Below are 25,477 nucleotides of genomic sequence, written 5' to 3'. Positions count from 1 at the left end.
CCCCGGAAACCTGCATGAAGTTCTTTCAACACCAGGCCCGAGCCCGGCGCCACACCCTCAAGCTGGTGCTGTTGATGATCCTGGCGGTAGCCACCCTGGTCAGCCTCAGCAGCCTGGGGCTGGGCCTTGCATGGCGCGAGCTGAGCCAGGAATACAAGCAGCCCAAGGTCTTGAGCTGGACCGCAGTGGCCGTGGTGGCGCTGCTGATGCTGCTGGTGGTGCTGCTGGGCAGTTGGTACAAGAGCTGGCGCCTGCGGGCCGGCGGCAAGGTGATCGCCGAGCATCTGGGGGGGCGCTTGATCAACGACTCTCCACGAGGCAGCGAGGAACAGCGCCTGCTCAATATCGTCGAGGAAATGGCCCTGGCCTCGGGCGCCACCATGCCTGCGGTGTATGTGCTGCCGGAAGACGGGATCAACGCCTTCGCCGCCGGACTGACCCCGCAGCAGGCCGTGCTCGGCATCACCCGCGGAGCCCTGGTCCACCTCGACCGCGACGAGTTGCAGGGCATGGTGGCTCATGAGTTCAGCCACATTCACAACGGCGACATGCGCCTCAACACCCGCCTGCTGGCCGTGATCCACGGCCTGCTGGTGTTCAGCCTGGCGGGCATCGCGGTGCTGCGCCAGGCTGAAAAGCAGCACCTGGGCAGCGACCGCCACCGCTTCTTCTGGCAGATCATCTTCGCCGTGCTGGGCCTGGCCCTGCTGGTCTTCGGTTCCCTGGGCAGCCTGCTGGGCAACCTGATCAAGGCCGCCATCTGCCGTCAGCGCGAGTTTCTCGCCGATGCCTCGGCGGTGCAGTTCACCCGCAACCCCCAGGGCATTGCCGGCGCCCTGAAAAAGATCGGCGGCAGCAGCGCCGGTTCGCGCCTGCGCGCCTTCGCCGCCGCGCAGTACAGCCACCTGTATTTTCACCAGGGGGTGAAACTGCGCCTGGGCCGCCTGATGGCCACCCACCCACCGCTGGCTGCGCGCATCCAGCGCCTGGACCCGCAGTGGGATGGGCGCTTTGCCCCCCTGTAGGAATCCCACGTGCCTGACGATCCACGCCTGAATCCCGCCGCACAACCCGAGCACCTCCAGGCCGCCGCCAGTCTGCTGGGCCGGCGCCTGCAGGCACTGACCCACGCCCAGTATCTGTACAACGGGCAGGTGCTGACCGATGGCTGTGGCGCCCTGCAACTGGATGGCCAGGACGGCAGCCAGGTCAGCCTGTTCCTGCTCGCTGACGGGGAAAGCGTCGGCGCCGCACAAAGGCCCATGCGCCTGCCTGAGGGCTTTGAACTCGAGGCCGGCGTGCGCTGTGCGTGGGAGGCCCGCGACCTCTTGCCCAGGCTGGCGGCCAGCCACCTGCAGGGCGCATTGATCGTCCGGGTGCAGGGGCTGTTCGACAACTGGCCAGAACTGGGACGCACCTTTCTCTGCGGTTTCCGGATCGACTTCGACAGCGGCGACTTTGTGGTTTTCTACAACCAGGGCGATGACGCCACTGCCCTGCTCAACCAATTGCCATCTGACACCCAGGGGGCCCACAGCCTTTGGCGCGACCTGCTCTGAAGGACCGCAAACCCGGCCACGGCCTTTGTCCTGCATTCATTTTTTTGCGCCGATCATCGCGGCGACCAACCGCCGCTGAAAGCGTCACCGATGGCTGTCTATCATCAGCCATGGAACCTTCCGCGCAGCGTTTTACCTGGAGTCCTGCCCATGCCCCATGAAGGCAACCTGCTACAAGCCGCCGTCGTGTTCCTCTGCGCCGCCGTGCTCATCGTGCCCCTGGCCAAGCGCCTGCAACTGGGGGCCGTGCTCGGCTACCTGCTGGCCGGGGTGCTGATCGGCCCCTCGGTGCTGGGCCTGGTGGGCAACCCCCAGAGCGTCAGCCATATCTCCGAACTGGGGGTGGTGCTGCTGTTGTTCATCATCGGCCTGGAGCTGTCGCCCAAGCGCCTGTGGGTGATGCGCAAGGCGGTGTTCGGCGTCGGCCTGGCCCAGGTGCTGCTGACCGGGATGCTGATCGGCGTGGTGGCGCTGTTTCTGTTCGGCCAGTCGCTCAACAGTGCCATTGTCCTGGGCCTGGGCCTGGCCCTGTCGTCCACCGCCCTGGGCCTGCAAAGCCTGGCCGAACGCAAGGAGCTGAACAGCCCTCATGGGCGCATGGCCTTCGCCATCCTGCTGTTCCAGGACATCGCCGCCATTCCGCTGATCGCCATGGTCCCGGTGCTGGCCGGTGGCGATCACCACACCAGCAGCGCCGAGGACCTGCGCCACGGCCTGCAAGTGCTGGGCAGCATCGCCGTGGTGGTGGTGGGCGGGCGCTACCTGCTGCGCCCGGTGTTTCGCATCGTGGCCAAGACCCGCTTGCCGGAAGTCTCCACCGCCACTGCCTTGCTGGTGGTGATCGGCACCGCCTGGCTGATGGACCTGGTGGGCGTGTCCATGGCCCTGGGCGCCTTCCTCGCCGGCCTGCTGCTGGCGGACTCGGAATACCGCCACGAGCTGGAAGCGCAGATCGAACCCTTCAAGGGCCTGCTGCTGGGGCTGTTCTTCATCAGCGTCGGCATGGGCGCCAATATCAGCCTGCTGCTCAGTGCGCCCATCGCGGTGCTGGGCCTGACCCTCCTGCTGATCGCCCTCAAGCTGCCGCTGCTGTTCGTGGTCGGGCGCCTGGCCGGTGGCCTGGGACGCGAGAGTGCGGTGCGCCTCGGGGTGGTGCTGGCGGCGGGCGGCGAGTTCGCTTTCGTGGTGTTCAAGATCGGTCGCGACCAGGGCCTGTTCGAGCCCCGCCTGTATGACCTGCTGGTGCTGACCATCACCCTGTCCATGGCCCTCACCCCACTGCTGTTGCTGGCCTGCACCCGCTGGCTGAAACCCAAGGCCAAGCCGCTGGAAATGCCCGCCGAGTACCGCCGGATCGATTCCGACGGGCCGCGGGTGGTGATTGCCGGCATGGGCCGCATGGGGCAGATCGTGGCGCGGATCCTGCGGGCGCAGAAAGTGCCCTTCGTGGCCCTGGACACTTCGGTGGAAACCATCGAACTGATCCGCAGTTTCGGCGGCATGCCGGTGTTCTACGGCGACCCGTTGCGCCCGGAGATCCTCAGCGCGGCCAAGGTCGGCGAAGCGGAGTACTTCGTCATTGCCACCGACGACCCGGAAACCAATATCAAGACTGCCGAGCAGGTCAGCCGGCTCTACCCGCACCTGAAGATCATCGCCCGGGCGCGCAACCGCCAGCACGTGCACCGGCTGGTGGACCTGGGGGCCCAGGCGGTGCGGGAGACCTACTATTCCAGCCTGGAAATGAGCCGCCGCACCCTGGTGGGGCTGGGCTTGAGCCAGGCCCAGGCCGATTCGCGGATCCAGCGTTTCACCCAGCACGACGAACAACTGCTGGCGGCCCAGCATGCCGTCTACGACGACGCCGCCAAGGTCCTGCAAAGCGCCCAGGAAGCCCGCGCCGAACTGGCCCGGCTGTTCGAAGCCGACGAACAGGACGAACAGATCGAAAGCCCGCTGCCGCCGATGCGCTGAAGCGCCAGGCCCTGCGCCACCTCGCAGGAGTCGGCTTGCCGGTGAAGGTGGTCTCAAGGACGCCGGGGAATGATCTGAGGGCCGTGGTGTACCCTTCGCTGGCAAGCCAGCTCCTACAGGCCCGGCACGACACACCGTAGGAGCCGGCTTGCCGACGAAGGCGGCCTCAGCAACACCGGAAAACGATCTGCATGACGCAACACGCCCTCCGGCGGCTACCGACAGATTCTGTCAGCAGAGGGCGTGTAGAGTGGACGCCGCCCCGGCTTTGAATGGATACGCCCCATGAGTTCTACCCAAGAGCAGGCCCCCGCCCTCAAGGAAATCTTCAACCAGCAGCGCCTGATGCATATCGCCGACGCCATGCACGCGGTGCACCCGGCCTTCGACCGCCAGGGGTTCCTGCAACGGGCCGGCCACGGCCTCGCCGAGCTGTCGCTGATGCAGCGCCTGGCCCGGGTCAGCGAGAGCCTGCACCAGGTACTGGGCCTGGACTACCCCAGCAGCCTGGAGCTGCTGAAAGCCCTGGCGCCGCGCCTGAACAGCCGCTTCGTGTGCATCTTCCTGCCCCACTACGTGGCCAGCTACGGCCTGCATGACTTCGAGCTGTCCATGGCGGCGCTGAAGTATTTCACCGGCTTCGGCTCATCGGAGTTCGCCGTGCGCCACTTCTTGCGCCAGGACTGCCAGCGCACGCTGGCCGTGATGCACGAGTGGGCCACGGACAGCGATGAACACGTACGCCGCCTGGCCAGCGAAGGCAGCCGCCCGCGCCTGCCCTGGTCGTTCCGCCTGGAGCAGTTGCAGGCCGACCCGCAACTGGCGGCGCCGATCCTCGAACGCCTGCGCAATGACCCCAGCCTGTACGTGCGCAAGTCGGTGGCCAACCACCTCAACGACATCACCAAAGAGCACCCGCAGTGGGTCCTGGAACGTCTTGAAGGCTGGCCCCTGGAGCAGCCGCACAGTGCCTGGATCGCCCGTCATGCCTTGCGCAGCCTGATCAAGCAGGGCGACCGCCGGGCCCTGGCGCTGATCGGCGCCGGGGCCCGGGCCGAGGTCCAGGTTTGCCGCTTCCAGGTGGCCCCCGGGCAATTGCGCCTGGGGGACAGCCTCAACCTGTCCCTGACCCTGGCCTCCACCTGCTCGCACGAACAGCGCCTGGTGGTGGATTACGCCATCGACTACGTCAAGGCCTCCGGCGCCACCGCGAGCAAGGTGTTCAAGCTCAAGACCTTCACCCTGCAAGGCCTGGCCCAGGTGGAGCTTGGCCGCAGCCAGCAGATCCGCGAACTGACCACCCGCCGCCACTATCCGGGGCACCACGGCGTGCGATTGCTGGTCAACGGCGAACCCCTGGCCACAGGCCATTTCGACTTGCTCGTCCCCTGATCCCCAAGGAAGCCCCATGGCAATCATCAGCAAATGGGCGAAATCCATCGCCCGGGTCCTGGAAAGCAGCTTCAGCGTCAGCAGCACCATCGCCAGCCACTCCGGCGTCCTCGGTGACGCCCGGGAGAGTTTCATCCGTGACGTCCTCAAGCGCTTTCTGCCGAGCAACATCAGCATCGGTGCCGGGCAGATCATCGACTCCGAAGGGAGCATCTCCAAGCAGATCGACCTGATCATCTACCGCAACGATTTCCCCACGCTGCGTACCTTCGGCTCGGCGGACGTGTACCTGATCGAAGGGGTGATCGCCACCGTGGAGGTCAAGTCCCAACTCAACGAGAAGAGCCTGTTCGAGGCGCTGGAGAACGGCAAGTCGGTGCGCAACCTCAAGCCCTCGGTGCTGCGCCACTCCCTGGACGAGTACAGCGCCCGCATCTATGGACGCGACTATCAGAACCTGACGGTGTCGCAGATGAATTCGGTCATGGGCCTGGTGCTGCCGCCAGCCTATGTGTACGGGTATCGAGGTTACCCCGGCAGCAGCCTGGAGCTTTTGCGCAACAGCCTGAACGCCTGGCACAACATCCCCGACCGTGCCGGTGAACTGGACGTGACCCTGATGCCCGAGGTCATTGCCACCCAGGGCTGTGTGACCCTGAAGAACCTCAACAACCACCTGGCCCTGCCCCGGCCCGGCGCCGCCGACCTGGAGGCCTGTCGCCAGAGCTACAACACGGCCATGTCCAGCAGCATGAGCAAGCAGGAATTCTTCGGTTGCTTTCGCGAAAGCAACGCTGAGAGCTTCGACTACGGCATCGCCATCAAGGCCTACGAAACGCCGCTGCAATACCTGATTTCCAGCTTGCTGGAGGCGGTGACCTCACGCATCGGCTACCAGCAACTGGGGGGGACGGCGATCCAGTACAACCTGTTGAAATACCACCTGAGTGAAGAGATGGAGGGCGGCTGGTCCGGCGCCGCGATCAACCTGACCCGGGTGCGTGATCCCAAGCTGGATCTGGCGGGCAAGTTCGGCTTGTGGAAGGCCGGGGCCTGAAGCGATCGGCAGGGCCCGCAAACCGCGACTGGGCGCTCAGCCCGCCGTGGCCTTCGTGGGCAGCGCGATCAAGTGCTCGCTGCAGCCGAAGCCACCCACTGCGTCGTCGTACCAGAACACTTCCACCACCGCGATGCAGCCGTCATAGGACTGCCCTACCAGCGTGCCGTCGGCCTTGAACACCCGCAGGTAGCCGCCAACGCTGTAGCGCGAGCTGTCGCCATCGCCGGGCATGGTCATGGTGGGAATCCAGGTGCGCCAGCTGAACAAGCGGTACTTCTGGTAGTAGAAGGCCTGGTCGGCGCTGTAGTCGCGGCCCTGATACGGCGTGCCGTAGTAGAACGAGCCATAGGCCTGGTACGCCAGGTACAGCGCCAGCGCGGCGCCGAGAATGAGGTTGATCTTTTTCATTGCAGGGTCGTTCCTTTTACCCGTGGAAACATCAAGAAGGAGGCAGGCCCAGCATGCGCAGGCACGCCTGGACAATGGCCTCGGCCAGGGCCCGGCCATCGTCCTCGCCGGCGGCGATCACATCGTCGGTGGCGCCATGCACCCCGGCGTAGATCAGCGAAGCAATCACCCCTGGCTGGGCCAGGGACCAGCAGCCGGCGCGCTGGCCGCCTTCGAGAAGGCCCAGCAACTGCTCGAGGATCGCGTTCTTTTCCGGGTTGCCGCGGTCGTGATGATGGTGGTTGGGGTAGACGATGTCGTGCAGGCGGTAGGTGTCGAGGTAGGCCTGCACGCTGGTGCGGATCCAGCTGCTGAGCTGCGCCACCCAGTCGTCCTCGGGGCAGGCCGCCACCGCCTGCTCCAGGCGCTGCAGGTAGTGCTGGGTATAGCGTTGCCCCAGGGCCACCAGCATGTCGTTCTTGGATTGGAAGTAGTGATAGAAGGTGCCCTTGGCCACCTCGGCGCGCTCGACGATCTCGCTGATGGTGGTGGCTTCCACGCCCTGGCTGAGGAACAGGTCTTGGGCGGCGGCCATCAGCTCTTCCAGGCGTACTTCGGCCGGTTTGGTGCGCGGCCGCGGCTGGGCAGCGCGCTTGGCAACCGGGGAGGTTTTGACACTCATGAACGAATCCGGGCTGTTCGACAAAGGTCGCCATTCTAGGGGATTTGTGGGGGAAAAGAGAGTTGAGAATCTTTTTCATTCTCCATTGACCGACGGTCAGTCGAAATACTATGCTCGCCCTGCAAGCCCATTCCAGACCTTGCGGGAGATACATCATGCAGCGCTATCGTCGCCCGGCCCTGGTCGCCGCCGCCTACCTCGGGACCTTCCTGGCGTCCCTCGACATCAGCATCGTCAACGTGGCCCTGCCAACCTTGCAGCAGGCCCTGGCCACCGACCTGGGCGGTCTGCAATGGGTGGTCAATGCCTACGCCATCTGCCTCTCGGCGTTCATGCTCTCGGCAGGCCCCCTGGGGGATCGCTTTGGTCACAAACGCTGCTAGCTGATCGGTGTGCTGCTGTTCTGCCTCGGCTCGGCGCTGTGCGCGCTGGCCCAGGAGCTTTCGCTGCTGCTGGCCGGGCGCGCAGTGCAGGGGCTGGCCGGGGCCCTGCTGATTCCCGGGGCGATGCCGATCCTCAGCCACGCCTTTCCCGAGCCTCGGCAACGGGCCCACGTGATCGGCGGCTGGTCGGCCTTCAGCGCCCTGGCCCTGATTCTCGGCCCGCTGCTGGGTGGCCTGTTGCTGGAGCACCTGGGCTGGCAGAGCATTTTCCTGATCAACCTGCCCATCGGCCTGCTGGCCCTGGCCCTGGGCGGCTGGGGCATCAGCGAGCGCAAGTACCCCCAGCACGCCGCGCTCGACCCCCTGGGCCAGATCCTCAGCGTGCTCTGCCTGGGGGCCCTGACCTACGGCCTGATCGTCGCTGGCGAGGACGGTTTCGGCAGCCGCGAGGCGCTCACCTCATTGCTGCTGGCGACGCTGGCGCTGCTGGCCCTGATCCAGGTCGAGCGTCGAGTGCAGCGGCCCCTGGTGCCCGTCACCCTGTTTCGCCAGCGGCCCTTTGCGGTGGCCAACCTGGCCTCGTTCATCCTCGGGTTTTCCTGCTACAGCAGCCTGTTCTTCTTCTCGATCTTCCTGCAGCAGATCCAGGGCTGGTCCGCCGCCGACACCGGCCTGCGCATGCTTCCGCAGTTCGTGGTCACAGGCGTTGTATCGATGCTCTTTGGCCGCTTGCACCGGCGCATCCCCCTGCCCTGGCTGATGGTTGGCGGCTATGGCCTGGTAGGCCTGGCCATGAGCGCCATGGCCGGCTTCGATGCCCACACGCCCTACTGGCTGGTGGGTTCGCTGTTCGGTCTGCTGGGGCTGGGCATGGGCCTGGCGGTGCCGGCCACCGGGCTGGTGGTGATGGCCTGCGCACCGGCAGAGCGCGCCGGCATCGCCTCGGCCAGCATGAACGCCCTGCGCCAGACCGGCATGAGCGTCGGCATCGCCCTGCTCGGCAGCCTGATGAGCGCCCGGGCAGTGCGAGTGCTCAGCGAATCCGGCGCTGCGGCCGGGTTCGACGGCGCCGCCGAACTGGCCCGGCAAGCGGTGACCGAACACCGCCTGCCGCTGCACGACCCGCTGTTCGCCGACCTCTATGGCGCCGCCATGACCAGCGGTTTTCGCCTGGCCATGGCCCTGGCCGGTTGCGCCAGCCTGCTGGCCATGGGGCTGTTGCTGGGAACTCGCCAGCAAGCGGTCCGCGAGCCTGCCGGCAGCCCCGGCACCAGGCCGGCTCGTTGACAAGCGCCGTGGTGGCACCGACCCTCCAGGCCCGGGACCGCTACATCCGGCCTGACGACTAAGGCGCCGTCCTCCCTGCCCGATGTCGCAAAGGCGTTGCTCAAGGTCGAATCCAGCCTGCCGCCCCAGCGCGCACTGTCCATACTCAAGGGCCTTGTCCCCTGGTAATGGAATACCCCCGTGAACCTGCCACCGGTCCTGCCTGACACCGCCCCTGCCCTGGTCAACCCGCTACGCCTGGACCAGGACGATCTACGGCATTTCAAGGAGCGTGGCTTCATCAAGCTGCGGGGGTTGTTGACGCCTGCGGCCATCCTGCAACTGCGCGAGCTGGCCAACAGCCAACTGCGCCCGACCTCCTCGGGCACCTCGGCCCATGGCGACGGTTTCAGTCGCCTGACCCACCGGGTGACCCAGGTCGGCATCCTCGAACGCCTCTACCGGCAACCGGCCTTCGCCCAGGTGCTGACCCGCCTCAGCGGCTGCCGCCTGATCATGAGCGAGGCCCAGAGTTTCGAGCTGGGGGTGGGACGCTCGGGCTTTGCCTGGCACTACGACTCGCTGAACTTTCGCTACATCCGCCCCCAGGACCCGGCCTTCAGCCTGTGGATGCCGCTGCAGCCGATCCGCCCCGAAGTGCAAGGTGGCGGCATGGCCTGGGTGCCCCTGTCGCAATTCTCGGCCCAGGAGAATTTTCAGTTCTCGCGCCTGCTGGCAGGCAAACTGGCACGGGGCGAGTCGGTGGCCGAATTTTCCGCGCACCTGCACCAGACCTACTGCACGCCCGGGATGCTCACCGACAGCTTCGAAGCACAGCGCATCGAAGACTCGTTCGAACCCGGCGACGCCCTGCTGTTCAGCAAGTACCTGTGGCACCGCTCCAGCCCCTTGCTGGCCGGCGACCTGGAACGCCGCCAGGCTGTGACCCTGCGCCTGCTGGACTGGCGCGCATGCCTTGATCCACTGATGCAGGAAGGCGAAACCCGCAGCGCCGGTGGCCTGGGCATGGGCCGCGAAGGCGGCCCGCTGAACCCGCAATCCTATGGCTCGCGTTTTGTCGACATTGCGCCCGGCGCACCGATCCGCAGCTCGGCCCATTGCGGGCCGATTCTCTGATCCAGGCTAGATCTCAGGCCCCAGCAGCACCTGCTGCTGCGCCGCACACTGCTCCACCAGGTAATCCCAGACCACCCGCAGCCGCACCGATTTGTGCAGCTCGCGGCGGGTGCTGATCCAGTAGGCGCGCTGGATGCTTTCCGCCGGCAGCAGCGGCACCAGTTGCGGATCGGCGGCGGCCATGTAGCACGGCAGCACGGCGATCCCCAGGCCGGAACGGGCCGCTTCCTGCTGGGCAATGACACTGGTGCTGTGGAACACCACCTGGGGGTTGCGGCAGAAGCTGTTGAGGAACATCAGCTCCTGGCTGAACAAGAGATCATCGACATAGCCGATCCAGGCATGCCGGCCCAGGTCCTCGCGGCTGCGCAAGGGCGGCGCGCGGTCCAGGTAGGCCTGGCTGGCGTACAGCGCCAGGCGGTAGTCGGTGAGCTTGCGGGTCACCAGCATGTCGGCGCTGGGGCGCTCCAGGTGGATGCTGATCTCCGCCTCACGGTTGAGAATGCTGACAAAGCGCGGCACCGCCACCAGTTCCACTTCCAGCCCCGGATACCGTTCGAACAGCCCAACCATGCGGCTGGCGAGAAACTTCACCCCCAGGCCCTCGGTGACCCCCACACGGATCTTGCCCAAAGGCGCGCTGGACTGGGTGATCTCTTCCTGCACCAGCAAGGCGACGTTTTCCATGGCCTCGGCGTGCTTGAGCAGCGCTTCGCCGGCCGGGGTCAGTTCGTAGCCCTGGGCGTGCTGGACGAACAGTGCGGTGCCCAGGGCCTTCTCCACCGCCTCGATGTGCCGGGCCACCGTGGCGTGGGTGGTGTTCAGCCGTCGCGCGGCGGTCAGCAAGCGGCCGCTGCGTTGCAGCTCAAGAAAGAAGCGCAGGTCATTCCAGTCGAACATGGGGTTTCCTTGCCGGAGTCGAAGGCCAACGCTGTTAGAAAACGCACAGCAGGTGGGTAAAAACTAACATTCTTTTAACGAAAGCTAACAACTAGGATGGCTCCCAATAAGAACGAAAAACGAGGTTAAGGATGCTCCCTGCCTTTGACGCCTACGACTACATCGTGGTCGGCGCCGGCCCCGCCGGCTGTCTTCTGGCCAATCGCCTGTCGGCCAACCCCCAGCACCGTGTGCTGCTGCTGGAAGCCGGTGGCCGCGACAACTATCCCTGGATCCACATCCCCGTGGGCTACCTGTTCTGCATCGGCAACCCGCGCACCGACTGGTGCTTCAAGACCGAGGCCGAGCCCGGCCTGCAGGGCCGCAGCCTGAGCTACCCGCGGGGCAAGGTGCTGGGAGGCTGCTCGTCGATCAACGGCATGATCTACATGCGTGGCCAGGCTGCCGACTACGACAGCTGGGCCGCTGAAGGCAACCCGGGCTGGGGCTGGGACCAGGTGCTGCCGCTGTTCAAGAAAAGCGAGAACCACTTTGCCGGCGGCAGCGAACTGCACGGCGCCGCCGGTGAATGGCGGGTCGAGCGCCAGCGCCTGTCGTGGCCGATCCTCGATGCCTTTCGCAGCGCTGCCGAGCAGAGCGGCATTCGCAACATCGACGACTTCAACGGCGGCGACAACGAAGGCTGCGGCTACTTCCAGGTCAACCAGAAGGCCGGGGTGCGCTGGAACGCCGCCAAGGCCTTTCTCAAACCCATCGCCCAGCGCCCGAACCTGGTGGTGCTGACCGGCATCGAGGTGCAGCGGCTGCTCCTCGAGGACGGCCGCGCCACAGCGGTGCGGGCCAGTTGCCAGGGGCGCCTGGAGAACTTCAAGGCGCGCCGCGAGATCATCCTCTGCGCCGGCTCCGTCGGCTCGCCGAGCATCCTGCAGCGCTCGGGGATCGGCCCGGCGCCACTCCTGCAACGCTTGGGGATCGGCGTCAGCCATGCCCTGCCCGGGGTGGGCGGCAACCTGCAGGACCACCTGCAACTGCGCCTGATCTACAAGCTGGAGAACGCCCGCACCCTGAACCAGATCGCGGGCAGCCTGTGGGGCAAGATGGGCATGGGCCTGCGCTACCTGTATGACCGCAGCGGCCCGCTGTCCATGGCCCCCAGCCAGCTTGGCGCCTTTGCCCGCTCGGGCCCGGAACAGACCCGGGCCAACCTGGAGTACCACGTGCAGCCGCTGTCCCTGGAGCGTTTCGGCGAACCGCTGCACGCCTTCCCGGCCTTTACCGCCTCGGTCTGCGACCTGCGCCCGCAGAGCCGTGGCCGGGTCGAGATCCGTTCCGTGGAGGCCGGCGATGCGCCGCTGATCCAGCCCAACTACCTGAGCCACCCCGAGGACCTGCGGGTCGCCGCCGACGCCATCCGCCTGACCCGACGCATCGTCGGCGCCCCGGCCCTGCAACCCTTCAAGCCCAGCGAATACCTGCCCGGCCCCGAGCTGCAAAGCACCGAGCAACTGCACGAGGCCGCGGCCCGCATCGGCACCACCATCTTCCATCCGGTGGGCACCTGCCGCATGGGCAGCGATGCCCAGGCGGTGGTGGACGCACAACTGCGGGTGCACGGCATTGCGGGGCTGCGCATCGCCGATGCCTCGATCATGCCGCGCATCACCTCGGGCAATACCTGCTCACCGACCTTGATGATCGCTGAAAAGGCCGCTGAACTGATCCTTGCCAGCGTCCCCAGGAGCACCGTCCAGCACAAGGAGCCCGCCACCCCGGCATGAGCGCAGGAGCCGGCTTGCCGGCGAAGGCGTCCCCAAGGCCGGCGCCCGGCTCACGGGCCTCTTCGCTGGCAAGCCAGCTCCTACGGGACAGCAGGAACAGATGCATCTGATGTAGGAGCCGGCTTGCCGGCGAAGGCGCCTCCAAGGCCGGCACCTGGCTCACGGGCCTCTTCGCTGGCAAGCCAGCTCCTACGGATGAGGGAAACAAGGGTTCATCGTGCGGTCGCGGTGAATCTGCAACAGCGGCGCCGGAAACGGCGTCGGCAGTGGAACAACAACAATAATCACTGTAAGGAAGCCCCCTATGTCAGAACACGCACAGCCCCTGAACGCGCCCCTGCAGGACTCCACTGCCAAGGGCAGCCAGAAGGTCATCTTCGCGTCGTCCCTCGGCACGGTGTTCGAGTGGTACGACTTTTTCCTCTACGGCGCCCTGGCGGCGGTGATCAGCAAGCAGTTCTTCGCCGGGGTCAACGACACCACGGCCTTCATCTTCGCCCTGATGGCCTTTGCCGCCGGCTTCGTGGTGCGCCCCTTCGGCGCCCTGGTGTTCGGCCGCCTGGGGGACATGATCGGGCGCAAGTACACCTTCCTTGCCACCATCATCCTCATGGGCGTTGCGACCTTCGCCGTGGGCCTGTTGCCCAACTACGCCAGCATCGGCATCGCCGCGCCGATCATCCTGGTGGCCCTGCGCATGCTCCAGGGCCTGGCCCTGGGCGGCGAGTACGGCGGCGCCGCCACCTACGTGGCCGAGCACGCGCCCCAGGGCAAGCGCGGCTTGCACACCAGCTGGATCCAGTCCACCGCGACCCTGGGCCTGCTGCTGTCGCTGCTGGTGGTGCTGGCCTGCCGTTACTTCACCGGCGACCAGTTCGAGGTCTGGGGCTGGCGCCTGCCGTTCCTGCTGTCCATCGTGCTGCTGGGCATCTCCACCTGGATCCGCATGAGCCTGCACGAGTCGCCGGCCTTCCTGAAAATGAAAGAGGAAGGCCGCGCCAGCAAGGCGCCGATCCGCGAATCCTTCGGCAAGTGGGAAAACCTCAAGGTGGTGCTGATCGCCCTGTTCAGCATCAATGCCGGGCAGGCGGTGACCTTCTATGCCGCGCAGTTCTACGTTTTGTTCTTTCTCACCCAGTTCCTCAAGATGGACCCGGCCCTGGCCAACAGCCTGCTGATCATCAGCGTGGTGATCGGCGCGCCGATGTTCATCTTCTTTGGCTGGCTCTCGGACAAGATCGGCCGCAAGCCGGTGCTGATGCTCGGCCTGCTGCTGGCCACGCTGCTGTACTTCCCGATCTTCAAGGCCCTGGCCCACTACGCCAACCCGGCCATCGACCAGGCCAGCCGCCAGGCGCCCATCAGCGTCACCGCCGACCCGGCCACCTGCACCTTCCAGTTCGACCCGGTGGGCAAGGCGCGCTTCGACAGCCCCTGCGACAAGGTCAAGACCTTCCTGGTGAAGCAGGGCCTGCCCTACAGCAGCATCGCCGCCCCCGCCGGCAGCCCGGTGCAGGTCAGCGTCGGTGATGTGAAGATCAACGGCTTCGACGAGGCCGCCCTGCGCGGCGCAGTGACCCTGGCCGGTTATCCGCAGCAGGCCGACAGCCAGAACGTCAACAAGACCATGGTGGTGGTGCTGATCGTCGCGCTGATCCTGATTGCCGCCATGTGCTACGGCCCGCTGGCGGCGCTGATGGTGGAGCTGTTCCCGACCCGTATCCGCTACACCTCCATGTCCCTGCCCTACCACATCGGCAACGGCTGGTTCGGCGGTTTCCTGCCGACCGTGTCCTTTGCCCTGGTGGTCTACACCGGCGATATCTTCTATGGCCTGTGGTACCCGGTGCTGATTACCGGGGTCAGCCTGGTGGTGGGGTTGTTGTGCCTGCGGGAAACCCGGGACGTCGACATCAACCACAACTGAGCAGCGTGCTCGGGCTTGCCGACGGGGGCGGTCTTGCGGGCCTCTTCGCTGGCAAGCCAGCTCCTACGGTGGCCGGTGATAGTGCGGGGAGCCCGTAGGAGCCGGCTTGCCGGCGAAGGCGGTCTGGCGGGCCTCAGGTGTTGTTGCAGCCCTTGGCGATGGAGTCTTCGTTGGAGGTGTAGGGCCGTGAAGGCTCCAGGTTCCACTCCGGCTTGTTGCGGGCGATGTTGAAGTGGCAGACCAGTTGCCGGCGCATGCTGCCCACGCTGCTGTCGCGGTTGTCCGGGTTGTTCTTCCACTGGGCGTCCAGGTAGTGGTCGCTGGCCAGTTCGTTGAAGAAGTTGTTGGTCTGGTTGTCCTTGACGTTGCGCCCGCAATCGGTGGGCGTGACTTCCAGGGTCATGACTTTCTTGCCGAAGCCCGGGTCATCACGTTCGATCCACACCGCACTCTGCACATAGCGATCGCAGCTGTTCTTCTCGGTGATCGGGTAGATCACCTGCTTCTTGTTGTCGTAGACGAAACTCGCGTCCTGCGCCGGCGTCTGCGGCAGCTTCATGTTGATCACCGGCAGGTACTGCTGCACGGCCTTGTACCACTGGATCTGGTTCAGCCGCGCACCTTCCAGGCCGCCATCCTCGGTGTAGAACAGGGCCAGGATCGAGGGCGATTGCGGCGGTTTTTCCTCCCACTTGGCCAGGCGCAGCTCATTCTGAGTGCCGAAGGATTCTGCGGCGATCTGCGCCATGGAACGGATGCTCTGGTAGAACGCCGGGCCGGCGGCGCTGTTGCGTTCGTCACGTACATCGAAGGAACACTGGCGCGAGTGGTCGCCACGGTTCTGTCGGTAGTTGGCGCCCCATTGCTCGGCGGTGGTCACACCGATCTCGTGGCAGTACTTCTCGACATTGCCCGGGGTGCGCCGCGAGTCGGTGCAGCCCTGCTGCCCGCGGTCGTCGGTGGCGGCGTCGATGGGGAAGGAACAGAGCACCGCATAGTCCTGGTGATCCTTGGGGTTGCCGAAGATGGTGTCGAAGATGAAGCCGCTCTGCAGTCCGTAGGCCAGCTTGCGGAACTTCGAATCCTTGCGCAGGTAGGACGCCGATACGCCGCCGCTGGCCTGGCTTTTCGGGCTGATGCTGTAGAACTGGTAGTCGGTGGACGGCCAGGTGGCGCGAAACAGCACCCCGGAACACAGGAATGCCGGTTTCGACGGGCCGCCGCAATCCTGGCGGGTGTCGTTGTACAACTGGTTGAGGCGGGCCACCGTGTCGCTGCCCTGGTCGGCCTGCACCGTGGGCAACAGGCACAGGCCGGCGAGGCCGATGGCAACGGCAATGGGGGTTCTGCGTGCTTTCATGGGGTGACTTCCGTGTGGTGTGTAAACCCTGGCCAGCCAAGTCGTGGTCCGGCAATAAGCAGAAGATAGAAGTGCTGGTTGGCCCTGATGGACTTTTCCCGGCCTGTGTCCCCGATCCCCACCACCGGCAGCAGGCGCACGGCGATGGCTTGAATAAAACGCCGCATTGCGCCACTGTCTCGGCACTTTTTCCGGCGGAGACCGAACATGCTGTTGATCTTGCCCGCAGTGGTGGCCCTGGCCCTGATCCTGGTGTTCTGGCGCCGTCAGAAAGCCCTCACGGCCTTGCGTCGGGAAGCCCACATCCGCAATTTCACCCTGCCGCCGCGCTTGTTCGAGCCCCTGCGCACCCAGCACCCGCACCTGAACCTCAAGGACTGCCAGCTGGTGGCCCAGGGCTTGCGCCAGTTCTTTCTCGCCTACCTCAAGAGCGGCCAGCGCTACGTGTCGATGCCGTCCCAGGTGGTGGACGACCTGTGGCACGAATTCATCTTGCATACCCGGGACTACCAGCAGTTCTGCAACCAGGCCTTCGGCCAGTTCCTCCACCACACCCCGGCGGCGGTGCTCGGCCAGAACGCCGCGCAACAAAGCGACAACGGCCTGCGCCGGGTCTGGCGCCAGGCCTGCCTGGAAGAAAACATCAACCCGGCCCAGCCCAGCCGCCTGCCACTGCTGTTCGCCCTGGATGCCAAGCTGAAGATCGCCCGGGGCTTTCACTACGTCGCCGACTGCCAGTCCCTGCGGCGCCTGACGGACAACGCCACTACGGCTGCCGTGGTGCACTGCGGCAGCGAGCTGTACAGCAGTTCCTTCGACAGCGACTCCTCCAGCGGCAGCAGCGACGGCGACAGCTCGCGTTTCGGCGGCGATGGTGACAGTGGCGGCAGTGATGGCGGTGGAGGCGACAGCGGCGGTTGCGGTGGGGGCGGTTGTGGCGGCGGGGGTGGCGATTGATCGCCTAGGGCCGCGCCACCGACAGCCCTCAGAATGGATTGCAGCCTGCGGCCTTCGCGGCTTCAGGCGATACCGTCGGACGGAACGGTCCAGGTTCCACAGAGTCTTGCCGCGGGCCTTCGGCGTGACGCTGAGGGTCCATTCGTTGTTCTTCGTACCCGGGTCGAAACGCGCGGCCCAGGTGGCCTAGGCAATGTACTGGAGCGGTGATTTGCCAGGCGCAGGCGCAGTGCCTGTCGTACCCGCGAAGTCCACCGCCTGATCTGCCACTACGTAGCGAAAACGCTGTTGCGGCGGCTGGGCGCGATGCCCAGCCCCCACATCAGAGCGCGCGGGCGCGGAAAAAATCGGGCGTTAGAACACGCGGATCGCCAGCTCGAAAACGCTCTCCCCACACCATGACGTCCTCCTGCGATGGCAACAGCATGGGGTGTGATCGATACCCTTTGAGCAGGGCCTCGATGCCTTGGGCAAAATCATGCCCAACAAAAAGCATCATGGACGCGACCAATCCGTTCAAGAACAAACGGCCTTGGCTGTCCAGCCAGAGCTGTCCATGACCATGATGTACATCACCCAAGCAAACAAAGTCGGTGCGCAGCGCTTCTTGCCAGCCATCTACTTGTTCATCGGGGCACGCCGGAGAGCCAAACTCGATGTCACTAGAGGCACACTCCTCCCCCGTGCCGATATGCCCTACGGTCAATTCGCCAAATGCTTGCAGGATGCGAAATGCCGGATGTGCGCGGGGTACGTGACGATCAACCACAACGGCCCTGCCAGGGACCCATCCGGCAGCTCTGAAAAACGGTTCTATGTTCGGAGTCAGGAGATTCATGCGGCGAAGATAATCAAAGTGCAGGAGAAACGCAAAAGCCCTGGATACGGCCCCTGCCGGAACGCTATCCGTTGCTCTGCGCAACAGCTCGACATCCACGGCTATCGACGGCAACGCCATGGCCAGCCCATCCCCTGCCTCGGTCAAACCTGCCCGGGACCGGGGAGAACAAGGGGGGATAGGGGAAGAGTGATGTGGAAGCGGCGCATCGCGCGCCGCTCCACTGTTTCCGATCGATCAGGCGATGATGTCGGTAACGGCCGCCTGGCCCACGGTACCCACGGCGAAGTCCACCGCGCCATGGCCGGTGAGGTCGATCATCAGGCTGGTCTGGTTGGTTTCGGCGTAGTAGGTGAGGATCGCGTCGCCGGCGTGCCCGGTGAAGCCGCTGACGAAGTTCAGGGTGGCGCCACCGGAGGCGAATTGCGGGATCCCGGTGAGGTCGATCTTGTCCTCGCCGCTGACGAAATCCATGATCCAGTCCGGGGCGTCGAAGGTCGAATCCGCGGCCGCGCCGTAGACGAAGGTATCAGCCCCTGCCCCGCCCCACAGGGTGTCGCCACCGCCACCGCCATAGATGATGTCGTTGCCGGCACCGCCTTCGAGGATGTTCGCCGCAGCGTTGCCGATCAGCAGGTCATTGCCCGAGCCGCCGATGGCGTTTTCCACAGTCACGCCATGGGCGATGGACACGTTGCCCACCAGGCCGCCGACATCGGAGAAGCCCCCTTCATTGAGATTGATCTTCTGGTTCTGGGTGAAACCCGAGAAATCCAGGGTATCGTTGCCGCCGCCGTCCCAGACCGCGAACACCAGCTTGTCCGAAGCGCTGTGGGCGCTGTAGAAGTCCCGACCGGTGTTGGAGTTGAAGCCGTAGACAGTGTCGTCGGCACGGGTTTCCAGGTTGGCGCCATAGAGCTTCTGCACCGCGACGATATCGTCCAGCAACGGCGCCGAGGCGTAGGCACCGCCGCCGTCCTTGCTGAAGTCCTGCCCGGTGTTGCTCTCACTCCAGTAGCTCATCAGGCTGTAGCCGCGGGTGTCCTGGGCGTAGGTCACGTCGTTGTAGGTCGGGCTGCCGCTGCCGGCGTTGTACACGCCCGGGTGGGACAGGCCCAGGCTGTGGCCGATTTCGTGGGTCAGGGTCTGGCGGCCGTAGTTGCCGTTGCCCGGGGTTTCGTTGACCCGGTACTGGTCGTTGATCAGGTACCAGGACTGGCCGTCGTAGCTGCTGCCGGACGGCAGGTAGGCAAAGGCCGCGCCGCCGGTGCTGACGTTGTAGTTGCCGAAGCTCATGTGGCCGTCGCCACCCTTGGCCGCTTCAGTGAAGGTCACGTTGGCCACGTCCGCCCAGGATTGCAGGGACAGCAGCGCCTGGGCTTTTTGCAGTGCGCTGAACTCGCTGAAGCTGCCCAGGGCCGGGTTGTAGTTGGCCGGTTTTTCGGTGAGGAAGCTGTAGCTCAGGTCGATCTTGCCGTCGCCGTTCTGGTCGTGCCAGGACAGGCCTTTGCGCAGGATCGAATCCGCCGCCTGGTCGGCGGTGAAGGATGGCTTGCCGTTCACCAGCTCGCTGCCGCCACGGTCATACAGGTGGCTGAAGGCCAGAACTTGCTGGTAGGCATGGCTGGCCTGAGCGGCCGAATCGATGCCGTTGCCGACTGCTTCCGAGAGTGCTTTTGACATTGCTACGTCCTTGTTCCAGACAAAAAATCCGATAGGACAGCTGCGACCCCGCCTGCGAGATCGTCCTATCACTCGCCCATTGAGGCGCTGGAAACCTGACATATCCGTCAGCCGTGAGTCCACGGTTTTTTTTGTCCTACAAAGCTCCCGAAACGCTCTGGCACGGGGTAAATTTTCCACTCGCACGAGGGGGCGCCAAGGGATAGGCTAGACACCGCACCGGGGCCCCGCGGCCCTCTTTGGATAGGAGTCTGTGATGCGCAAAATCCTGTTTCTGGGCACCTTGCTGATCCTTGCCGGCTCGGCCCACGCCGAAGGCATTCCACTGTTCAACGTCTCCTGCCCGGGCAATCTGGCAGTCAGCGCCGACCAGGGCGGCCCGGTTTACATCAACGGCAAAGCAGTCAAGAACAGCGCCGTGGATGACCGGCATTTCCAGGTCAAGACGGCAGAAATCAGCCTGTCCATCAGCGTCGAGGACGACGAATCGGTGACCGTCAAGTACACCGACAAGCATGGCGCCAGTGGTCTCTGCGAAGCCGTGGACGACTGAGCCCTCTCCCCTTTTGCCTCACAACCTCAAGAGCCGTGCATGCACATCAGCGCAATTCCCTTCGCCACCACCGACTGGTCGAACATCGAACCCACCGAGCATCGCGGCGAATCCGGCAGCGCCTTCTGGCGCACCCGGCAGTTCGGTGAAATTCGCGTGCGCATGGTGGAATACAGCCCCGGCTACCTGGCTGACCACTGGTGCTCCAAGGGCCACATCCTGTTGTGCCTGGAAGGCGAGCTGCACACCGAACTGGAGGACGGCCGGCGGTTCGTCCTGACCCCGGGCATGAGCTACCAGGTGGCGGACAACGCCGAGCCGCACCGCTCCTTCACCGCCGTGGGGGCCAAGCTGTTCGTGGTGGATTGAAGCGCTTCAGAACAGGCCCATCTGCCCACCCACCAGGGTGCTGAAATCGTCCTGCACGAACGGCAGGATGGCGTCCGCCACCGGTTGCAACTGGCGGGTCAGGTAGTGCTCGTAGTCGATGGCCGCGCGGCGGTTTTCCAGGGGCTCGGGGCCGGCCAGGGTGATGACGTAGCTGATCCAGCCGCCGTTCTGGTACTGCAATGGGCGGCCCTGCTCGCGGTTGTATTCGTCCGCCAGGCGCGCCGCGCGGACATGGGGCGGCACGTTGCGCTCGTAGTCGTCCAGGGGCCGGCGCAGGCGCTTGCGGTAGATCAACAGGTCATCCAGTTGCCCGGCCAGGGTGCGTTGCACGTAGTCGCGCACATAGTCCTGGTAGGGCTGGCGGTGGAAGATGCGCTGGTACAGCTCCTGCTGGAATTCCCGGGCCAGGGGCGACCAGTCGGTGCGCACCGTCTCCAGGCCCTTGTAGACCATCTCCTGGCTGCCATCGGCGCGCTGCACCAGGCCGGCGTAGCGCTTCTTGCTGCCCTCCTCGGCACCACGGATGGTGGGCATCAGAAAGCGTTTGTAGTGGGTTTCGAACTGCAACTCCAGGGCGCTTTCCAGGCCGTATTGCTGCTGCAGGTGATCACGCCACCACTGGTTGACGTGGGCCACCAGGGCACGGCCGATCAGGGCTGCCTGTTCCTCGTCATGCAGGCCGCCGAGCCAGACGAAGGTGGAATCGGTGTCGCCGTAGATCACCTGATGCCCCTGGGCTTCGATCAGTTGCCGGGTGCGGGCCATGATCTCGTGGCCACGCAGGGTGATGGAGGACGCCAGGCGCGGGTCGAAGAAGCGACAACCGCTGGAACCCAGCACGCCGTAGAAGGCGTTCATGATGATCTTCAACGCCTGGGACAGCGGCGCATTGTGCTCGCGCTTGGCCACTTCGCGGCCCTCGGCGACCCGGGTCACGATCGATGGCAGGCAATGCCGGGTGCGGGAGAAACGCGCGCCGCGAAAGCCCGCTACCGAATGCTGCTCGTCCGGTTGGCGCAGGCCTTCCACCAGCCCCACCGGGTCGATCAGGAAACTGCGGATGATCGACGGGTACAGGCTCTTGTAGTCCAGCACCAGCACCGACTCGTAGAGCCCGGGCCGCGAATCCATGACGAAACCGCCGGGGCTGGCCTGGGGCGGCAGCTCGCCCAGGTTGGGCGCGACAAAGCCCTGGCGATGCATCAGCGGCATGTACAGGTGGGTAAAGGCCGCCACGGAACCGCCGCTGCGGTCGGCGGGCAGGCCGGTGACCGTGGCCCGTTCCAGAAGAAAGGTCAGCAGCTCGGTCTTGGCGAAGATCCGCGTCACCAGCTCGCAGTCCTTGAGGTTGTAGCGGGCCAGGGCCGGCTTGTCCTCGGCGAACATGCGGTTGATCTCGTCCATGCGCTGGTAGGGGTTGTCGATCGACTTGCCCTCCCCCAGCAGGGTCTGGGCGACGTTTTCCAGGCTGAAGGAAGGGAAGCTCCAGGTCGCCGAACGCAATGCCTCGATGCCATCGATGATCAGGCGGCCGGCAGCCGAGGCGAAATAGTGGGTACGGCTGCCGTGCTCGCGCCACTGCATTTCCTCGCCACCACGCCCCAGGCGCAGCGGCACCGCCAGGCGCCGGGCATGTTCGTGGAGTACGCGCAGGTCGAACTGCACCAGGTTCCAGCCGATGATCGCGTCGGGGTCATGCTCGGCCAGCCACTGGTTGAGCCTCTCCAGCAACTGCTCGCGGCTGGCGCAGAACTCCAGGTCGAAATCCACCGCACTGTCGTCGTCCCGGGCCTTGCCGAGCATGTACACCTGGCGCTGGCCGCAACCTTCCAGGGCAATGGAATACAACTCGCCGCGCTCGCTGGTCTCGATGTCCAGGGACACCAGCTTGAGGCTCGGCCGGTAGTTTGGCGCCGGCTTCATCTGCGCCTCCAGCAACAAGCCATCGGGGCCGGGCTGGCCGCCGAAGGACACCGGCGCGGTGATGAAGCGCTCCATCAGGTAGCGCTCGGGCGGTCGTACATCGGCTTCGAACACCTCGACCCCGGCGCGCCGCAGGGTCTTCTCCAGGCGCATCAGCTGATTGTGCTGCGGGCAGTACAGGCCCAGCACCGGGCGCTGGTGGAAGTCACGCAACTGCAAGGGGCGCAGTTGCACATCCGGGTCGTCGGTCAGCAAGCGCTCGGCCTGGGCCCGCTGCGCCGCCGGGATAAAGGCCACGGAAGTCTGCAACGGCAGGCGGATCTGGCGCGGCCCCTGGTCGGTGGCCAGCCAGAAATCGACTTGCGTGCCCGCCGGCGTATCGCGCCAGTGCCGGGTCAGGACGAAGCCTTGTTGTACATCCACCGCTGCAACCTCAGAACATTTCAAGGCGCCGATTCTACCTGCCCAGCCTCGCGTTGGGGGGGCCGGATGATGGCTTTTCGGCTTTTGTCAGACAATATGTAGTGCATGAAAATTTTCACTACAAAACCGTTGACGAGAGGATTTCGGCCTTGCATGATGCAGACGTCTCCCCGATCGGGGGACGAGGCAAAGGTGTTATGAGCAAGCTCGTCTGACCGCCGAGCTGTGACCCGGATGTGTACTGCCCACAAGGCAGATTGATGAAACTGACCTGGCATTGACCGTCCAGTACCACGACGGGAAGCCGGCGAAAACTCTTCAAGATGCTTGTGGCCGATGGTGGGAATGTCGGCAGCTTCATCCAGGTTTACGCTGCTTCTCTTCGTTGTGACGCTATTGCGTAGCAGTTAATCAAGGCAACTACACGCATCAGGCTCTGGGCCTTATCTGTATCCGACAGACACCCTCTGTCGCCCTGTTTCCGGTATCAGGGTTCAACTTACCGACGTAGCAAGATGAATTAGCGAATCAACTTAGATAGATCGATAAATGGTCAAGGGGGCTACAAATGAATCTTAATAACCAACCCACTATTGATGAATTGGCACGTATGTTCGCCGCACAGAAAGACAGCCACGACAGCCACATCCTGTGGATCGCCAAGTCGGGCCAAGTGCATATCGACTGCCTGTCGCCCCATAGCCATGAAGCAGAGTTCGACCAGAACAACCGGGACCTCGCGGCCCGCCTGAAGATGTACCGCCGCGGCCAGGGCTACGTCGGCAAGAAAGCCGCCGCCGACAAGGACTTCATCGGCCGGGTCCTGGAGACCCTGAAAGCCGAATGGCAATCGCTGCGGGATAAATCGGAAGTTCGGGTTATTGATCGGTTCTGCTAAGTAACGCGATCAATTCGTTAATCACCAACTAGTTGTTTAAACAATTGAATGGGCGCTCTTCATGAGCGCCCATTTTTATTGAAGCCAATTTCAAACCCGTAGCGAAAGCGGTGTTAGCCTTGAAACCGCCTTCGCTGGCAAGCCAGCTCCTACAGCTCAGAACGCAAAACACGAACACCCAAACGCCCCCCAGAACCCCTGGAAGTCACTCACCGGTACATTGGACATGCGCGCTTTCTGGTGCCCGTGGGCATGCACCGCGCACGGGCCGCTGCACTGGTGCACCCGGTTCTGCAACGGTGCGTTGGGCTTCCAATGCCCAGGGACCTTGGCCACCGGCGACCAGTCCGGGGTCACCGGCAGGCTCGGTGGGGCCAGTTTTTCGAAGTCACCGGCGGCATGCACCACCTTGCCATCCACCACGGTGAGCAGGGATTCGATCCACTTGATCGCCTCTTCCTCGACGCTGAAGTAGTCCGCCGACAGGGCCACCAGGTCCGCCAGTTGCCCGACCTTGATCTGGCCCTTCTTGCCCTGTTCCGAGGAGAACCAGGCGCTGCCGTGGGTGTAGAGTTCCAGCGCGGTATCACGGCTCAGGCCCTGGGGGTACAGCTCCAGCCCGCCGACAGTCCGGCCGCTGACCATCCAGTACAGCGAGGTCCAGGGGTTGTAGCTGGAGACTCGGGTGGCGTCGGTGCCGGCGCCCACCGGAATGCCTTCGGCGAGCATTCGCTGGATCGGCGGGGTCATTTCGGCGGCCTTGGCGCCGTAGCGCTCGACGAAGTACTCGCCCTGGAAGGCCATGCGGTCCTGGATCGCGATGCCGCCGCCCAGGGCCCTCACCCGTTCGATGTTCTTCGGGCTGATGGTTTCCGCATGATCGAAGAACCACGGCAGGCCGTTGAAGGGAATGTCGCGGTCGACCTTCTCGAACACATCGAGCATCCGCGAGATGGATTCATCGTAGGTGGCGTGCAGGCGGAACGGCCAGCGTTGCTCCACCAGGTGGCGCACCACCGGTTCCAGCTCCTGCTCCATGCTCTGCGGCAGGTCGGGACGCGGTTCGAGGAAGTCCTCGAAATCCGCAGCGGAAAACACCAGCATCTCCCCTGCCCCGTTGTGCCGCAGGAAGTCGTCGCCCTGGCCGTAGGTGACGCTGGAGGTCCAGTGCTTGAAGTCCGCCAGTTCTTCCTTGGGCTTCTGGGTAAACAGGTTGTAGGCGATGCGCACGGTCAGTTGCTGCTGGGCCGCCAACTGGTTGATCACCTGATAGTCGTCGGGGTAGTTCTGGAAGCCGCCGCCGGCATCAATAGCGCTGGTGACCCCCAGGCGGTTGAGCTCGCGCATGAACTGGCGGGTCGAGTTGACCTGGTACTCCAACGGCAGCTTGGGCCCCTTGGCCAGGGTCGCGTACAGAATCATCGCATTAGGGCGGGCGATCAGCATGCCGGTGGGGTTGCCGTTGCCATCGCGGACGATCTCGCCCCCCGGCGGGTTCGGCGTGTTGCGGTCGTAGCCCACCACTCGCAGCGCGGCGCGGTTGAGCAAGGCGCGGTCATACAGGTGCAGGACGAACACCGGGGTATCCGGCGCCGCCTGGTTCAGCTCTTCCAGGGTCGGCATGCGTTTCTCGACAAACTGGAATTCGTTCCAGCCGCCCACCACCCGTACCCACTGCGGCGCCGGGGTACGCAGGGCCTGTTCCTTGAGCAAGCGCAGGGCGTCGGCCAGGGACGGCACGCCTTCCCAGCGCAGCTCCAGGTTGTAGTTCAGGCCGCCGCGGATCAGGTGCAAGTGCGAGTCATTGAGCCCGGGGATCACCGTGCGCCCCATAAGGTCGATGACCTGGGTGCCGGCACCGCGCAGGGCCATGGCCTGGGCGTCATTGCCCACGGCGATGAAGCGCCCGTCCTTGATCGCCACCGCGCTGGCCCGGGGTTTGGCCCGGTCCACGGTGTGCAGGCGGCCGTTGAACAGAATCAGGTCGGCAATTGCATCGGGTTTCAT

At 64.9% G+C, this 25,477-nt stretch carries 20 protein-coding genes and 1 pseudogene; 13 read left to right on the top strand and 8 right to left on the bottom strand.

Translation table 11 applies throughout. The features are described 5' to 3' along the window. Window positions 1-14: 14 nt before the first annotated feature. The 5 genes from AC1RMG_RS02765 to AC1RMG_RS02745 all read left to right on the top strand — a co-directional run bounded on the left by AC1RMG_RS02765 (window position 15) and on the right by AC1RMG_RS02745 (window position 5,982). Window positions 15-1,025, top strand: a complete 1,011-nt coding sequence (locus AC1RMG_RS02765) for a M48 family metallopeptidase (RefSeq protein WP_262214809.1) — start codon at window positions 15-17, stop codon at window positions 1,023-1,025. A 9-nt stretch (window positions 1,026-1,034) separates the two neighbouring features. Further along, window positions 1,035-1,559 carry a hypothetical protein gene (locus AC1RMG_RS02760; RefSeq protein ID WP_125063575.1) on the top strand — a complete coding sequence of 175 codons (525 nt, stop codon included), beginning with the start codon at window positions 1,035-1,037 and terminating at the stop codon, window positions 1,557-1,559. Window positions 1,560-1,709: 150 nt separating this feature from the next. Further along, window positions 1,710-3,533 (top strand): monovalent cation:proton antiporter-2 (CPA2) family protein, encoded by a 1,824-nt coding sequence (locus tag AC1RMG_RS02755; protein WP_368995053.1) that lies wholly within the window; start codon window positions 1,710-1,712, stop codon window positions 3,531-3,533. A 285-nt stretch (window positions 3,534-3,818) separates the two neighbouring features. Beyond that, complete coding sequence (locus tag AC1RMG_RS02750; protein WP_401334418.1) at window positions 3,819-4,925, top strand: DNA alkylation repair protein; 1,107 nt, start codon at window positions 3,819-3,821, stop codon at window positions 4,923-4,925. A 16-nt stretch (window positions 4,926-4,941) separates the two neighbouring features. Then, window positions 4,942-5,982, top strand: a complete 1,041-nt coding sequence (locus AC1RMG_RS02745) for a DUF6602 domain-containing protein (RefSeq protein ID WP_019094397.1) — start codon at window positions 4,942-4,944, stop codon at window positions 5,980-5,982. A 36-nt stretch (window positions 5,983-6,018) separates the two neighbouring features. On the opposite strand, the gene AC1RMG_RS02740 is transcribed toward AC1RMG_RS02745, so the two are convergent. Both AC1RMG_RS02740 and AC1RMG_RS02735 read right to left on the bottom strand, forming a co-directional pair. Next, window positions 6,019-6,393: a hypothetical protein gene (locus tag AC1RMG_RS02740; protein ID WP_011060789.1), complete on the bottom strand. Its 375-nt coding sequence runs from the start codon at window positions 6,391-6,393 to the stop codon at window positions 6,019-6,021. A 31-nt stretch (window positions 6,394-6,424) separates the two neighbouring features. Beyond that, on the bottom strand, window positions 6,425-7,054 hold the full coding sequence (locus tag AC1RMG_RS02735; protein WP_015635232.1) for a TetR/AcrR family transcriptional regulator: 630 nt from the start codon (window positions 7,052-7,054) through the stop codon (window positions 6,425-6,427). 155 nt (window positions 7,055-7,209) lie between these two features. Here AC1RMG_RS02735 and AC1RMG_RS02730 point away from each other — a divergent pair. Further along, window positions 7,210-8,724, top strand: a pseudogene (locus tag AC1RMG_RS02730) (MFS transporter). Between the two features lie 180 nt (window positions 8,725-8,904). Then, the gene (locus AC1RMG_RS02725; RefSeq protein ID WP_370058975.1) at window positions 8,905-9,840 is read left to right on the top strand and encodes a phytanoyl-CoA dioxygenase family protein; all 936 of its coding nucleotides are present in this window, start codon (window positions 8,905-8,907) and stop codon (window positions 9,838-9,840) included. Window positions 9,841-9,846: 6 nt separating this feature from the next. On the opposite strand, the gene AC1RMG_RS02720 is transcribed toward AC1RMG_RS02725, so the two are convergent. After that, entirely contained in the window at window positions 9,847-10,740 is an 894-nt protein-coding gene (locus AC1RMG_RS02720; protein ID WP_011060785.1) for a LysR family transcriptional regulator, read from the bottom strand. A 131-nt stretch (window positions 10,741-10,871) separates the two neighbouring features. Between AC1RMG_RS02720 and AC1RMG_RS02715 the strand changes: the two genes are divergently transcribed. Beyond that, on the top strand, window positions 10,872-12,518 hold the full coding sequence (locus AC1RMG_RS02715; protein WP_493168253.1) for a GMC family oxidoreductase: 1,647 nt from the start codon (window positions 10,872-10,874) through the stop codon (window positions 12,516-12,518). A 304-nt stretch (window positions 12,519-12,822) separates the two neighbouring features. Then, window positions 12,823-14,445, top strand: a complete 1,623-nt coding sequence (locus AC1RMG_RS02710) for an MFS transporter (RefSeq protein ID WP_011060783.1) — start codon at window positions 12,823-12,825, stop codon at window positions 14,443-14,445. A gap of 133 nt (window positions 14,446-14,578) precedes the next feature. Here the strand turns inward: AC1RMG_RS02710 and AC1RMG_RS02705 are convergent, their stop codons facing one another. Next, window positions 14,579-15,805 carry a DUF2599 domain-containing protein gene (locus AC1RMG_RS02705; protein WP_011060782.1) on the bottom strand — a complete coding sequence of 409 codons (1,227 nt, stop codon included), beginning with the start codon at window positions 15,803-15,805 and terminating at the stop codon, window positions 14,579-14,581. A gap of 207 nt (window positions 15,806-16,012) precedes the next feature. On the opposite strand from AC1RMG_RS02705, the gene AC1RMG_RS02700 reads away from it, so the two are divergent. Next, the gene (locus tag AC1RMG_RS02700; RefSeq protein ID WP_493168251.1) at window positions 16,013-16,762 is read left to right on the top strand and encodes a glycine-rich domain-containing protein; all 750 of its coding nucleotides are present in this window, start codon (window positions 16,013-16,015) and stop codon (window positions 16,760-16,762) included. Window positions 16,763-17,084: 322 nt separating this feature from the next. Here AC1RMG_RS02700 and AC1RMG_RS02695 read toward each other — a convergent pair whose 3' ends face one another. Together AC1RMG_RS02695 and AC1RMG_RS02690 are read right to left on the bottom strand one after the other, a co-directional pair. Further along, window positions 17,085-17,720 carry an SUKH-3 domain-containing protein gene (locus AC1RMG_RS02695; RefSeq protein WP_080965414.1) on the bottom strand — a complete coding sequence of 212 codons (636 nt, stop codon included), beginning with the start codon at window positions 17,718-17,720 and terminating at the stop codon, window positions 17,085-17,087. A 117-nt stretch (window positions 17,721-17,837) separates the two neighbouring features. Further along, entirely contained in the window at window positions 17,838-19,283 is a 1,446-nt protein-coding gene (locus AC1RMG_RS02690) for a serralysin family metalloprotease (RefSeq protein ID WP_011060780.1), read from the bottom strand. 256 nt (window positions 19,284-19,539) lie between these two features. Here AC1RMG_RS02690 and AC1RMG_RS02685 point away from each other — a divergent pair, with 256 nt between their 5' ends. Together AC1RMG_RS02685 and AC1RMG_RS02680 are read left to right on the top strand one after the other, a co-directional pair. Then, a complete protein-coding gene (locus AC1RMG_RS02685; RefSeq protein WP_053150873.1) occupies window positions 19,540-19,836 on the top strand; it encodes a hypothetical protein in 297 nt (98 codons plus the stop codon). Window positions 19,837-19,875: 39 nt separating this feature from the next. Next, complete coding sequence (locus tag AC1RMG_RS02680; RefSeq protein WP_493168246.1) at window positions 19,876-20,205, top strand: DHCW motif cupin fold protein; 330 nt, start codon at window positions 19,876-19,878, stop codon at window positions 20,203-20,205. Between the two features lie 6 nt (window positions 20,206-20,211). On the opposite strand, the gene AC1RMG_RS02675 is transcribed toward AC1RMG_RS02680, so the two are convergent. Next, window positions 20,212-22,572, bottom strand: coding sequence for a DNA polymerase II (locus AC1RMG_RS02675; protein ID WP_072452316.1), 2,361 nt, complete (start codon window positions 22,570-22,572; stop codon window positions 20,212-20,214). Window positions 22,573-23,140: 568 nt separating this feature from the next. Here AC1RMG_RS02675 and AC1RMG_RS02670 point away from each other — a divergent pair. Continuing rightward, a complete protein-coding gene (locus tag AC1RMG_RS02670) occupies window positions 23,141-23,470 on the top strand; it encodes a hypothetical protein (protein WP_011060776.1) in 330 nt (109 codons plus the stop codon). Window positions 23,471-23,626: 156 nt separating this feature from the next. On the opposite strand, the gene AC1RMG_RS02665 is transcribed toward AC1RMG_RS02670, so the two are convergent. Next, the gene (locus AC1RMG_RS02665) at window positions 23,627-25,477 is read right to left on the bottom strand and encodes an amidohydrolase (protein ID WP_493168244.1); all 1,851 of its coding nucleotides are present in this window, start codon (window positions 25,475-25,477) and stop codon (window positions 23,627-23,629) included.

Source organism: Pseudomonas sp. GW822-FHT04H02 (genome assembly GCF_058800645.1).
This window is presented reverse-complemented; position numbering and strand designations above follow the sequence as displayed.